Source organism: Streptomyces sp. NPDC054961, assembly GCF_053609145.1.
In genome coordinates this window covers 24,898-38,076 of sequence record NZ_JBSGWY010000021.1, presented here as the reverse complement: position 1 = coordinate 38,076, position 13,179 = coordinate 24,898, and the positions used below count along the sequence as shown (strand labels likewise).

11 protein-coding genes and 1 tRNA gene are annotated in these 13,179 nt (G+C 69.9%); 9 read left to right on the top strand and 3 right to left on the bottom strand.

Annotated elements, in window-relative coordinates; genetic code table 11:
- The first annotated feature begins 30 nt into the window (after positions 1 to 30).
- The 3 genes from pepN (at position 31) to ACWF9Z_RS19930 (ending at position 5,477) form a co-directional block, all read left to right on the top strand.
- On the top strand, positions 31 to 2,601 hold the full coding sequence (gene pepN, locus ACWF9Z_RS19940) for an aminopeptidase N (protein WP_453603792.1): 2,571 nt from the start codon (positions 31 to 33) through the stop codon (positions 2,599 to 2,601).
- A gap of 282 nt (positions 2,602 to 2,883) precedes the next feature.
- A complete protein-coding gene (locus tag ACWF9Z_RS19935) occupies positions 2,884 to 4,071 on the top strand; it encodes a pyridoxal phosphate-dependent decarboxylase family protein (RefSeq protein WP_453603927.1) in 1,188 nt (395 codons plus the stop codon).
- A complete protein-coding gene (locus ACWF9Z_RS19930) occupies positions 4,068 to 5,477 on the top strand; it encodes a lysine N(6)-hydroxylase/L-ornithine N(5)-oxygenase family protein (protein WP_453603791.1) in 1,410 nt (469 codons plus the stop codon). The genes ACWF9Z_RS19935 and ACWF9Z_RS19930 overlap by 4 nt, the downstream gene beginning before the upstream one ends.
- Positions 5,478 to 5,487: 10 nt before the next feature.
- Here the strand turns inward: ACWF9Z_RS19930 and ACWF9Z_RS19925 are convergent, their stop codons facing one another.
- Positions 5,488 to 7,299, bottom strand: coding sequence for a bifunctional metallophosphatase/5'-nucleotidase (locus ACWF9Z_RS19925; protein WP_453603789.1), 1,812 nt, complete (start codon positions 7,297 to 7,299; stop codon positions 5,488 to 5,490).
- Between the two features lie 139 nt (positions 7,300 to 7,438).
- On the opposite strand from ACWF9Z_RS19925, the gene ACWF9Z_RS19920 reads away from it, so the two are divergent.
- The 5 genes from ACWF9Z_RS19920 (at position 7,439) to ACWF9Z_RS19900 (ending at position 11,385) form a co-directional block, all read left to right on the top strand.
- Complete coding sequence (locus ACWF9Z_RS19920; protein ID WP_453603787.1) at positions 7,439 to 8,140, top strand: SIMPL domain-containing protein; 702 nt, start codon at positions 7,439 to 7,441, stop codon at positions 8,138 to 8,140.
- A 157-nt stretch (positions 8,141 to 8,297) separates the two neighbouring features.
- Positions 8,298 to 9,725 carry a pyruvate kinase gene (gene pyk / locus ACWF9Z_RS19915; protein WP_453603786.1) on the top strand — a complete coding sequence of 476 codons (1,428 nt, stop codon included), beginning with the start codon at positions 8,298 to 8,300 and terminating at the stop codon, positions 9,723 to 9,725.
- Between the two features lie 50 nt (positions 9,726 to 9,775).
- Positions 9,776 to 10,003 carry a hypothetical protein gene (locus tag ACWF9Z_RS19910; protein WP_453603785.1) on the top strand — a complete coding sequence of 76 codons (228 nt, stop codon included), beginning with the start codon at positions 9,776 to 9,778 and terminating at the stop codon, positions 10,001 to 10,003.
- Positions 10,004 to 10,382: 379 nt separating this feature from the next.
- Positions 10,383 to 11,006: a TetR/AcrR family transcriptional regulator gene (locus ACWF9Z_RS19905; protein WP_453603783.1), complete on the top strand. Its 624-nt coding sequence runs from the start codon at positions 10,383 to 10,385 to the stop codon at positions 11,004 to 11,006.
- Positions 11,007 to 11,016: 10 nt separating this feature from the next.
- Positions 11,017 to 11,385: an iron chaperone gene (locus ACWF9Z_RS19900; protein WP_453603782.1), complete on the top strand. Its 369-nt coding sequence runs from the start codon at positions 11,017 to 11,019 to the stop codon at positions 11,383 to 11,385.
- 17 nt (positions 11,386 to 11,402) lie between these two features.
- Here the strand turns inward: ACWF9Z_RS19900 and ACWF9Z_RS19895 are convergent, their stop codons facing one another.
- Positions 11,403 to 12,179 (bottom strand): helix-turn-helix domain-containing protein, encoded by a 777-nt coding sequence (locus ACWF9Z_RS19895; protein ID WP_453603780.1) that lies wholly within the window; start codon positions 12,177 to 12,179, stop codon positions 11,403 to 11,405.
- Between the two features lie 86 nt (positions 12,180 to 12,265).
- Positions 12,266 to 12,349 (bottom strand) — tRNA-Leu (locus ACWF9Z_RS19890).
- A gap of 92 nt (positions 12,350 to 12,441) precedes the next feature.
- On the opposite strand from ACWF9Z_RS19890, the gene ACWF9Z_RS19885 reads away from it, so the two are divergent.
- On the top strand, positions 12,442 to 13,098 hold the full coding sequence (locus ACWF9Z_RS19885; protein ID WP_112449761.1) for an ANTAR domain-containing response regulator: 657 nt from the start codon (positions 12,442 to 12,444) through the stop codon (positions 13,096 to 13,098).
- Positions 13,099 to 13,179 lie beyond the last annotated feature (81 nt).

The window sequence follows — 13,179 nt, the reverse complement described above, 5'->3', positions numbered from 1 at the left end:
TCCGGCGCCGCCATCCGGCAGCATGGGCTCATGTCCGCACTGACGCGCAACGAAGCGCAGCTCCGAGCCCGGCTCCTCGACGTCCGGCACTACGAGGTCACCCTCGACCTCACCACCGGCGACGAGACCTTCGAGTCCAGCACCGTCATCCGGTTCGCCGCCCGCACCGCCGGAGACACCTTCCTCGAGCTGAAACCGGACGAACTGCGCTCCGTACGACTCGACGGACACCCCCTGGACCCCGCCGCCCTCGACGACGGCCGCCTCCCGCTCACCGGCCTCACCGAAGGCCCCCACGAGCTCCACGTCGACGCCCGGATGCGCTACTCCCGCACCGGTGAGGGCCTCCACCGCTTCACCGACCCCGTGGACGGGGAGACGTACGTCTACACCCAGATGTTCCTGGACGACGTCCAACGGGTCTTCCCGGCCTTCGACCAGCCCGACCTCAAGGCCGTCTTCGAGTTCACCGTCACCGCCCCCGCGCACTGGACCGTCCTCGCCAACGGCACCACCACCCGCATCGGCGAGCGCCTCGGCGACGGCGACGGCGCCGGCTCGGGCGACAGCGGCTCCAGCGACGGCGGCGCCAGCGACGGCGACGGCGCCGCCCCCGAGGCCGGCATCTGGAAATCCGCCCCCACCCCCGTCATCTCCACCTACCTCGCCGCCGTCGCCGCCGGCCCCTGGCACAGCATCCGCACCGAACACGCCGGGCTCCCCTTCGGCATCCACTGCCGCCGCTCCCTCGCCCCGTACCTCGACGCCGACGCGACCGAGATCCTCGGCATCACCACCGCCTGCTACGACCGGTTCCACGAGAAGTTCACCGAGCCCTACCCCTTCGACTCCTACGACCAGGCCTTCGTCCCCGAGTTCAACGCGGGCGCCATGGAGAACCCCGGCCTCGTCACCTTCCGCGAGGAGTACGTCTTCCGCTCCGCCGTCACCGACGCCGAGCGCCAGCGACGCGCCCTGACCATCGCGCACGAGATGGCCCACATGTGGTTCGGCGACCTCGTCACCCTCAGCTGGTGGGACGACATCTGGCTCAACGAGTCCTTCGCCGAGTTCATGGGCTACCAGACCCTCATCGAAGCCACCCGCTTCACCGAGGCCTGGACCGGCTTCGGCATGGAACGCAAACCCTGGGGCTACGACGCCGACCAGCGCCCCTCCACCCACGCCGTGGCCCCGGACGCCGCCGCCGTCCCCGACACCGCCTCGGCCCTCCTCAACTTCGACGGCATCTCCTACGCCAAGGGCGCCTCCGCGCTCCGCCAGCTCGTCGCCTGGCTCGGCGAGAAGGACTTCCTCGCCGGCATCAACACCCACTTCGCCCGCCACAAGTTCGCCAACGCCTCCCTCGCCGACTTCGTCGACTCCCTCGCCGCCCACACCGACCGCGACGTCCACGCCTGGGCCGAGATCTGGCTGCGCACCACCGGCGTCGACACCCTCGCCCCGCGCATCGAGGAGAGCCCCCAAGGCTGGACCCTCACCGTCGACCGCACCGGAAGCCGCCCCCACCACATCGCGGCCGGCCTCTACGACCGCGCCCCCGACGGCGCCCTCGAACTCCGCGAGGTCCTCGCCCTCGACGTCCCCTCCGACGAGATCCTCTCGGTCGGCGGCCCCCGCCCCGACCTCCTCGTCCTCAACGACGGCGACCTCACCTACGCCAAGGTGCGCCTCGACGGGACCTCCCTGGAAGCCGCCCTGCGCGGAATCTCCCGCATCCCCGACCCGCTCACCCGCGCCGTCGTCTGGAACTCCCTGCGCGACATGGTCCGTGACGGCGAACTGGCCGCCACCGGCTACCTGGCCGCCGCCGAAGCCCACCTCGCCGAGGAGACCGACCTCGACATCGTCCAGAACGTCCTCGGCTTCGCCCGCACCCAGATCGCCGACCGCTACCTCGCCCCCGCACACCGCGGCGAAGCGCTCGCCACCCTCACCTCCCTCGCCCGCGCCCTGCTGCGGCGCACCGAGGACGGATCCGCACCCGGCCTGCGGCTCGTCGCCGTCCGCGCCCTCATCGACAGCGCCGTCCAGCCCGACACCGTGGCCGCCTGGCTCGCCGAAGGCACCGTCCCCGGCGGCCCCTCGCTCGACCCCGCACTGCGCTGGCGCATCCTGGCCCGCCTGTCCGTACTCGGCGCGGCCGACGAGAACGACATCGCCGAAGCCCTCGCCGCCGACCCCAGCGCCACCGGCCGGGAAGGCGCCGCCCGCTGCCGCGCCGCGCTCCCCACCGCCGGGGCGAAAGCCGCCGCCTGGGAGAGCCTCTTCCACGACGACACCCTGTCCAACTACCTCTTCACCGCCACCGCCAAGGGCTTCTGGCAGCCCGAACAAGCCGATCTCGTACGCGCGTACGTGCCCCGCGTCTACGCCGAAGCCGTCACCCTGGCCGCCCGCCGGGGCGCCGCCATCGCCGACGCCGCGGGCCGCTGGGTCCTGCCGGGTCACGAGATCACCGAAGCGAACCTCGAAGCCGGCCACGCCTGCCTGAGCGACCCCGCCCTCACCCCCGTCCTGCGCCGCAAGCTCACCGACCACCTCGACGACCTGGCCCGCGCCCTGCGCACCCGCCACTGACCCCCCGGCACCCCGCGCCCCCACCGGACCCCGCCCTCCCGACCCGGGAGAGCGGGGTCCCGCCGTTCGCCCGGCCGCCCACCGGCACCCCGGTGGCCGCCCACGGGCACCCCGGTGGCCGCCCACGGGCCGCCGTCCCCGGCCGAAGCCACGCCCACCGCCGCCCGTCCCCGGCCGAAGCCCCGCCCACCGCCGCCCGGTCCACCGCCCGCCCGGGACAGCAACAAGCGGGCTGGCTTGAAACCACCCCACGACAAACCCCGGCGGTTACCCCATACCGGTCTGATCGTTGTACCGCCCGGGTGCCCCACCCCGTCAGGCAGGGAAACACCCGCCGCCGACCCCGCCCACCCCCTCTGCGCCGCCCACCTGCACTGCCCGCCCCTCGCCGTCGCGGCCGCCGCCGACCTCGCCGCCAGCGCCCTCAACCCCTCCCTCGACTCCTGGGACCAGGCCCCCGCCGCCTCCGCCCTGGAAACGCTCCTCACCCGCACCCTCGCCGCCGAGTTCTACGCCACCCCCCACCCCGACGCCGTCCTCACCACCGGCGGCACCGAGGCCAACCAACTCGCCCTCCTCCTCGCCCGCGAACGCCACGGCCCCCACCTCACCGTCCTGCACGGCGCCAACGCCCACCACTCCATCCCCCGCGCCGCCTGGCTCCTCGGCCTGCCCCCCGCCCGCGCCCTCCCCACCCCCCAGGGCACCCTCACCCCGGCCACCCTCGCCGCAGCCCTCGCCGGCACCACCGGCCCCGTCCTCGTCACCGCCACCGCCGGCACCACCGACGCGGGACTCATCGACCCCCTCGACGCCCTCGCCGACCTCTGCGACCAGCACCGCGCCGACCTCCACATCGACGCCGCGTACGGCGGCCTCCTCGCCCTCAGCCCCCGCCACCGCCACAAACTCGCAGGCCTCAACCGCGCCCGGTCGATCACCCTCGACCTCCACAAACTCGGCTGGCAACCCGTCGCCGCCGGACTCCTCACCGTCCCCGACACCACCCTCCTGGCACCCCTCGCCCACCAGGCCGACTACCTCAACGCCGAAGACGACACCCGAGCCGGCCTCCCCGACCTCCTCGGCCGCTCCCTGCGCACCACCCGCCGCGCAGACGCCTTCAAAATCGCCGCCACCCTGCGCTCCCTCGGCCGAGACGGACTCACCCACCTCATCGACCGCACCTGCGCCCTCGCCGACCGGCTCGCCCGACTCCTCGAAGCCCACCCCGCCTTCGAACTCCACGCGGCGCCCACCATCAGCACCGTCCTGTTCCGGCCCGCCCACGCCGACGACACCACCCTCGCCGCCCTGCGCCGGACCCTCCTCCTCGACGGCACCGCCGTACTCGGCCGCGCCACCGCCGACGGCCGCCTGTGGCTCAAAGCCACCCTGCTCAACCCCCACACCACCGCCGGTGACCTGGACGCCCTCGTCCACCTCCTGGAAGGCAGCACCCACCGATGACCGCCCCTCTCGATGCACCCCACGACCTCGTCGGAATCGGCATCGGACCCTTCAACCTCTCCCTCGCGGCCCTCGCCCACGGCCTGCCCCACCAAGGCGCCGGAGAGCTCGCCACCGCCTTCTACGACCAGCGCCGCGACTTCCGCTGGCACCCCGGACTCCTCATCGACGGAGCCACCCTCCAAGTCCCCTTCCTCGCCGACCTCGTCACCCTCGCCGACCCCGCCAGCCCCTGGTCCTTCCTCAGCTACCTCAAGCACAAGGAAAGGCTCTTCCCCTTCTACTTCGCCGAGCGCTTCCACATCCAGCGCGCCGAATACGACGCCTACTGCCGCTGGGTCGCCGGCCGCCTCCCCGGACTCCACTTCGGCCACCAGGTCGACGCCGTCCGCTGGAACCCCGAACGCGACCTCTTCGAAGTCGACTTCACCCAACTCGACGCCGGCGGAGGAGCCGAAGCCCTCGGCCGCACCTACACGCGCAACCTCGCCCTCGGCATCGGAACCGCCCCCTACGTCCCCGAACCGCTCCGCCCCCTCGCCGAAGCCCCCACCGTCCCGGTGATCCACTCCTCCGAGTACCTCGACAACCGGCAGCGCATCCTCGGCGCCGACCACGTCACCGTCATCGGATCAGGACAGTCCGGAGCGGAGGTCTTCCTCGACCTGCTCCGCTCCCGCCCCGCCGGCCGCGAACGCCTCACCTGGCTCGCCCGCACGCCTTCCTTCGCCCCCATGGAGTACTCCAAGCTCGGCCTGGAACACTTCACGCCCGACTACACCCGCTACTTCCACGCCCTGCCCGAACCGGTCCGTGACCGCCTCGTCCCCGCCCAATGGCAGCTCCACAAGGGCATCGACGCCGACACCATCGCCGCCATCCACGACGAGCTCTACCGCCGCACCCTCGACGGAGGCTGGCCCGACGCCGTCCTCACCCCCGGAGTCAGCGTCCGCACCGCCGGCCGCGTCGCCACCACCAAGGTCGAACTCCACCTCGAACACACCGACCAGGGCACCCGCTCCCGCCTCACCACCGACGCCGTCGTCCTCGCCACCGGCTACAAGGAACGACCGCTCACCCGCCTCCTCGCAGGCCTCGACCCCTACCTGCGCAAAGACTCCTCCGGACGCCCCCGCATCGACGACCGCCACCGGATGCACCTCGACCCCACCGTCACCGGCAGCATCTTCGTCCAGAACGGCGAACGCCACACCCACGGCGTCGGAGCCCCCGACCTCGGCCTCGCCGCCTGGCGAAGCGCCGCCATCCTGAACACCCTGACGGGCAAGGAGCCCTACCCCCAGCCCGCCCGCACCGCCTTCACCACCTTCGGCCTCGAACAGCGGGAACACACCCGCCCGCGACCCATCGGCGAGCTGCTCCCACTGGTCGAGCACCCATAAGAAGAAACGTTTAGAAGACGGGCACCCCGGCCCGGGTCAGCCGCCAGTCCACCGAAGCGAACTGCGCCGGGTCCACCGTCCCCTTCGCCTTCACCCACTGGATGATCGTGTTACGGATCTCCTCCGAATTCGCCCACAACTGCCTGGCCTGCGGCACGTGCGGGAAGTTCCCGCCACCGGACGCCCGGTAGTTGTTGACCGCCAGCACGAACTGCGCCGCCGGATCCACCGGCTTGCCCTGGAACGACAACCCCGTGATCCGCGAACCCACCGGCTGCGACACGTCGATGTCGTACGCCAGCCCGTACACGGCGTCGTAGTTGTAGTCCGGCGTCGCCCCCGCGTTCGTCAGCTTCGCCGGATCCACCACCTCGTCCGGCGCCGTCAGCGCGTAGTACCTCGCCGAGTACTCCAGGTACGCCTTCATCTGCGCACCCGTCATCAGCCGCGCCTCCAGCGTGTTCTCGAACGGATACAGACCCGCCGCATCCTTGATCGTCACCTGGCCGGCCGGGATGGACGCCGTCCGCGAGAAGCACGAAGCCTGCGACAGCACCGGCAGCGCCGCCCACTCCGTACCCGCCAGCGCCGCCTTCACCGTCTCCGCCTGCACATGGCTGATCAGATCGATGATCGCCACGTCCTTGAACGGACCCTCCGCCGAAGACATCGCCTGCGTGGACGTACCGATCACCTGGTTGACGTACGCCACGACCTTGCGGTGCTCGTCCGACAGCAGCCGCACTATCTTCGGGTCCTCCACCGCCGCATTCGAATTCAGCACCCGGGCCGACACCTTCGCCACCGACCAGCAGCCCTTCGCCCACGTCAGCTCGAAGTCGAACAGCGTCAGCCGCTGACCCCACTTCAGCGGCTCCGACAGCACCACGTCCTTGCCGGTCGCCTTGTTCTTCACCCGGTACTCCGGGATCTCCGTGTGCGCGTGGCCCACCAGGATCGCGTCGATCCCCGGCACCTGCTCCGCCACCAGACCCGCGGCGTTCTCGATGTACGGCAACTGGTCACCGTAGGACGACGTACCGCTCGAACCGGAATGCGCCGACACGATCACCACGTCCGCACCCAGCGACCGCAGCCGCGGCACGTACTTCGCCGCCTGCTCCTCCAGACCCGGGAACGTCATCTTCCCCTGCACGTTCGCCTTGTCCCAGATCGCGATCCCCGGATTCGTCAGACCCAGAACCGCCACCTTCACATCCCGCCCGTGCGGCGTACGCAACCGGTGCATGCTGTACGGCGGGAACGCCGGCCGCAACGTCTTGGCATCCAGCGCATTCGCCCCGAGCAGCGGGAAGTCACACTGCTCCTCGAACTTCCGCAGCACGGGAATGCCGTAGTTGAACTCGTGGTTCCCCAGCGCCGCCGCGTCATAGCCGATCGCATTCATCGCCTGCGCCATCGGATGTACCGGACCACGCCGCGCGGTGATCGGATCCACCTTCGCGTAGTAGTACGAAAGCTGCGTGCCCTGAATCGTGTCACCCGCGTCGATCAGCAGCGTATTGCAGCGCCCCTTCTCCGCCCGCACCTGCTCCACCAACGTGGAAATCTTCGCCAGGCCCACATCGTTGTGCGCCTTGTCGTCGAACTCCTTGTCCGTGAAGTAGTCCCAGTTGAAGACGTTCCCGTGCAGATCGGTCGTCCCCATCACCGTGAACGCGTACGTCTTGGGCCCCGCGGCCGAAGCGGCACCGGCCGCCCCGTCAGCCGCCGCGGCCGGAGAGCTCGTGGCCCCCGTCAACACCACGGCCGCACCAGTAGCAGCCGAAGTGCCCAGAAAAGTCCTACGGTCGAACGCCATGCCATCTCCCCTTGTGAGGCAGTATTTAAAGGTTGGCAACGCGCGTAGATTCTGACCCAGCAGTAACAGCCCGCAACACCCCCCACAGGTTTCGATCCGATGACCCCACCCGGACCAGCCGCAGTGCGACCCTGAAACCATGACCCAGGACGCATCGCACCAGCCCTACGGAACCCCCGAAGTCCCGCGCGTCGCAGTCCGCGGCGAAGCCCGCCTCGAAGTCGACCCCGAGATCGCCCGCATCGGCATCACCGTCAGCGCCCGCGGCACCGACCGGCGCACCGCCCTCGAAGACCTCACCCGCCGCAACAACGCCGTCCTCGACCTCGTCAAGAGCTACGGCGACCCCGTCGAGAAACTCGAGACCGGCGCCTTCTCCATCACCCCCGAACTCACGCGCCACGGCCGCGCCGAACGCATCCGCGCCTACCACGGACGCGTCCACCTCACCGCCGAACTCAACGACTTCACCACCCTCGGCGAACTCACCACCCGCCTCGCCGACCTCGAACTCACCCAAGTCGACGGACCCTGGTGGGCCCTGCGCCCCACCTCACCCGCCCACGGCGAAGCCCGTCGGCAAGCCGTACTCGAAGCCGTCCAACGCGCCCGCGAATACGCCGCCGCCCTCGGCTCCACCCTCGCCGCCCTCGTCGAACTCGCCGACCTCGGCGCCGAAAACGCCCCCGCCCCCTTCCCGTCCGGCGCCGGCGGCGGCATGCGCACCATGGCCTTCAGCGCCACCGAAGAAGCGGCACCCGCACTCGACCTCGAACCCCAGCGCCAGACCGTCTACGCACAGGTCAACGCGCGCTTCACCATGACCCCTCCCCGGCTGTGAAATCCCACCCCCCGAACTGAAAACCTGCGCCCCGGGGGTGCTCATCAGAGCACCCCCATGCACATTCAACAATTGTCAACAACCTTTTGCTCAAAGGTTGTTGAGTGGACACCCGGAACCAATTTCCTACTCCCTGGTAGGGGCATACGCTCGCCCCATGCGCCGAGCGAAAATCGTATGTACCCTGGGCCCCGCCACCGACTCATACGACCAGATCAAAGCCCTGGTCGAAGCCGGAATGGACATCGCCCGCTTCAACCTCAGCCACGGCACCTACGCCGACCATGAAGAGCGCTACCGGCACGTCCGCAAGGCCTCCGACGAAACCGGCCGCAGCGTCGGCGTCCTCGCAGACCTTCAAGGCCCGAAGATCCGCCTGGGCCGCTTCCGCGAAGGACCCGTACTCCTTGAACGCGGCGACGAATTCACCATCACCGTCGAGGACCACGCAGGCGACCGCCACACCTGCGGCACCACCTACAAGGGCCTCGCCCAAGACGTCACCACCGGCGAACGCATCCTCGTCGACGACGGCCGCGTCACCCTCGAAGTCACCGCAGTCGACGGACCCCACGTCCGCACCCGCGTCATCGAAGGCGGCATGATCTCCGACCACAAGGGACTCAACCTCCCCGGCGTCGCGGTCTCCGTACCCGCCCTCTCCGAAAAGGACATCGAAGACCTCCGCTGGGCCCTGCGCATCGGCGCCGACGTCATCGCCCTCTCCTTCGTCCGCAGCGGACGCGACATCGAAGACGTCCACCGCGTCATGGACGAAGAAGACCGACGCCTCCCCGTCATCGCCAAGGTCGAAAAGCCCCAAGCGGTCGAAAACATCGACGACATCGTCGCCGCCTTCGACGGCATCATGGTCGCCCGCGGAGACCTCGGCGTCGAAATGCCCCTCGAACAAGTCCCCATCGTCCAGAAGCGAGCCGTCAAGCTCGCCAAGCGCAACGCCAAGCCCGTCATCGTCGCGACCCAGATGCTCGACTCGATGATCGACAACTCCCGACCCACCCGAGCCGAAGCGTCCGACGTCGCCAACGCCGTCATCGACGGAACCGACGCCGTCATGCTCTCCGGCGAAACCAGCGTCGGCAAATACCCCGTCGAAACCGTCCTCACCATGGCCCGCATCATCGAAGCCGCCGAAGAAGACATCCTCGCCAAGGGCCTCCCCCCACTCACCGACCGCAACAAGCCCCGCACCCAAGGCGGAGCAGTCGCCCGCGCGGCCGCCGAAATGGGCGACTTCCTCGGCGCCAAGTTCCTCGTCGCCTTCACCCAGAGCGGAGACACCGTCCGTCGGCTCTCCCGCTACCGCTCACCCATCCCCCTCCTCGCCTTCACCCCCGACCCCGCCACCCGCTCCCAGCTCAACCTCACCTGGGGCGTCGAAACCTTCCTCGGCCCCCACGTGGACTCGACCGACGCGATGGTCGCCCAAGTCGAAGAACAGCTCCTGCGCATCGGCCGCTGCGTACCGGGCGACGTCGTCGTCATCACCGCCGGCTCACCCCCAGGAGTCACCGGATCCACCAACCTGGTCCGCGTCCACCACATCGGCGACGCCGTCCGCTGAGGCAGGGATCCCGCACCTCCGGTGACGACACCGGCTACCGCACCTCACGTATGAGACGCACCGCGTCGGGCACCACCCACCGGCTCCCACCTCTCCTCGGGAGCCGCCCGCCCGACGCGGTCAACCGCGCCCCCGCACCCGGGCTCAGTGCCGCCCCGCGCGTCCGCCGCCAGCCGAACTCCGGCGTGAAGAACGGCGCCAGCGCCCCGCACCCCACGTCACCGGGCACCGACGCCGCACGCACCACCCCCGCGCACGCCTCCTCGGCCCCGGTGTGATGCTCCCGTGGCAGCCTGAGCACCGCCGCCCCACCCGGGCCGTGAACCACCGGCACGGCCCCGCCGGCCGGCGCCCCCTCCGTCTCCGCCCCCGCTCTCTCCGTCTCCGCCCGCGACGGCTTCAGCCACACACCCGCCTCCGGCGCGAACGGCTCGGGGAAGTTCGGAATCCGCACCTCGTACCCCTCGGCCGCGAACTCCTCACCTGCGGACGAGTACCAGTGCTCCCCGCCGCTCACCCCGTAGCCGTACCTGTCCCCGCACCCTTGCGCTTGCGCGAACACGATCTCGCTCATGACTCAGCCCCCCGAACCGTCCGAACCCTCAATCGAAACGCTACGCAGCGTTTCGATAAAATGGTAGGGCTTATCTTGAAGCCGTGTCAATCACTCCTTCGGGCAACGCGCCCCGCACCGGCGGCCGCCTCCGCAACGAGGACGCCCACCACTCCGTCCTCGAAGCCACCGCCGCGCTCCTCCTGGAAGACGGCTACGGCGCCCTCACCATGGAAGGCGTCGCCAGGCGCGCCCACGTGGCCAAGAGCACCGTCTACCGCTGGTGGAAATCCAAGCCCGCCCTCGTCATGGACGCCTGCGCCCACGAAACCGCCGCCCAGGGCCCCGAACCCGACACCGGCACCCTCGCCGGCGACCTCACCGCCGTCGTCGCCGACCTCTACCGCATCGGCCGCGACCCCGTCCGGGCCAAGGCCCTCACCGGCCTCATGGCCGAAGCCCAGCTCGACCCCGCCTCCGCCGAACCCTTCCGCGCCTGGGCCGCCACCCGCCGCGACCTCGTCGCGACCCTCCTCGCCCGCGCCGTCACCCGGGAAGAACTCCCCGCCGACACCGATCTCGACCACGCCGCCGACCTCGTCCTCGGCCCCTTCTGGTACCGCCTCCTCAGCGCCCACGCCCCCCTGGACCCCGCCGACGCCGAAGCCCACGTGACGACGGCCCTCAACGGCCTCGCCGACCGCCCGGGAACCCCCGCTCCCCGGTAGCCTCGGAGCCATGGTCCAAAGTCAGGCCGGGAACGTGGACGACTACCTCGCCGAACTCCCCGAAGAACGCAAACAACCCCTGACCCGCCTCCGCGACCTCTGCCGCACCGAACTCCCCGGATTCACCGAAGTGATGGCCTACGGGATGCCCGCCTATGAACGCGACGGCACCGGCGAGATCGCCTTCGCGAGCCAGAAGCAATACATCTCCTTCTACCTCCTGCGCACCGACGTCCGCGACGCTTTCGCCGAACGGCTGGCCGTCCACGACATGGGCAAGGGCTGCCTGCGCTTCCGCAGACCCGAGAAGATCGACTTCGAGCTCCTCCGGGACCTGCTGCGGGCCACGGCGGCGGCCGGCCCGGGCACGGTCTGCTGACTCCCTCCCGGGCCGGGCTAGTACTTCGGCCCGATGTGGGCGTCCATGAGGGCGACGGACGCCTTGCGGGCGATGGAGACGTTGAAGGGGTCGCTGCCCCGAGCGAGGATCGTCCACTGGACGCCGACTTTGGCGAGGGTGTCCGTGCAGAGGCGGCGGATGTCGTCGGACTTGTTGGTGAAGAAGTACCGGGGGTACTCGTAGCGCTTGCCGTTGCGCACGGTCCAGTTGGTGATTCGGCACCCATCGGAGTGGATCAGCCCCCGGATGAACTCCCAGGGGTGCGCGTCGACGATCTCCTGCTGCCAGTCCTTGAGGATGATGCGCCGCTCGTGCTTCTTGCCGGGGGCGTGTTGCGGGAACAAGCACGCAAGGTGCTTCGAGTAGACCTTGACGTTGTGGCAGCCCGTCTTGCGGACTCGGCAGACTTGGTTGAAGGGGAACACCCGCTGCATGGCTTGCTCGGCCAGATCCATGAGCCCGGGCCAGCGGTCGTCGCAGGTGACCATGAGGTTGGGCACACGATGGCTCGAGTAGCGGCTTATGTGGCCGTCCCCCAGGTAGAGCCCAAGTAGGTACGAGTAGGCCTGGGGGTCGAGGGGACTGTCATCGCAGCGCGGGCAATCCGGATTGTGGGAACCGGGGCACTCGCCGCGCTTCGATCGGTCCACATGTTTCCAGTAGCTGACGGTGCCCAGGGGTACATTGAAGCGGCGGGCCACCTCGGCATTCCGTGTGCCGTCGCGCAGGAGGGAGAGTGCGGCCTGTCGTACTTCGAGGCTATGGAACTCCATAGCCTCACTGTGCGTGACACGTGCTGGCCATACGCAGCAAAAAGCGAACGTTCACGCGAAGGTGAACGTCCGCTTTTCAGGCATTGTGCCGGGTATGGGATTCGAACCCACACGCCCTTTCGGGCAGAGGTGTTTGAGACCTCCGCGTCAACCAGTTGCGCCAACCCGGCTAGGTTGCACGTCGGAGTGTACCGGGTGACCGTGCCGTGGCGCTGCTAGGTAGGCTCATCCAAGCAGCACAGCCCCGCAAAGAGGAGCCCCCGTGACCGCCGAGCACGAGTCGACGCCCACGCCCGACGCCGACCAGTCGCACGTTCCGCCGCTGACGACGCGCGTCGTCATCGCCGAGGACGAGGCGCTCATCCGTCTCGACCTCAAGGAGATGCTCGAGGAGGAGGGCTACGCCGTCGTCGGTGAGGCCGGAGACGGGCAGACGGCCATCGAGCTGGCCCGGGAGCACCGCCCCGACCTGGTGATCCTCGACGTGAAGATGCCCGTCCTGGACGGGATCTCCGCCGCCGAGAAGATCGCGGAGGAGTCCATCGCCCCCGTGCTGATGCTCACCGCGTTCTCGCAGCGCGACCTCGTCGAGCGGGCTCGCGACGCCGGGGCCATGGCGTACCTGGTCAAGCCCTTCAGCAAGAGCGACGTCGTGCCGGCCATCGAGATGGCCGTGTCCCGCTTCGCCGAGCTGCGCGCGCTGGAGAAGGAGGTCGCCGACCTCTCGCTGCGCCTGGAGACCCGCAAGCTCGTGGACCGGGCGAAGAGCATCCTGCAGACGCAGTACGGGCTCTCCGAGCCGGCCGCCTTCCGCTGGATCCAGAAGACCTCCATGGATCGCCGGATGTCCATGCAGCAGGTCGCCGAGGCGGTCATCGAGGACGCCGAGGAGAAGAAGGCCGCCGCCAAGGGCGAGTAGGACCTGCTCGGAACGTACGAGTGATGACGGAGGGGGGGAGCCGGTCACGCGGGGATGGGGGGGCGGCGAGAGCGGAAGCTC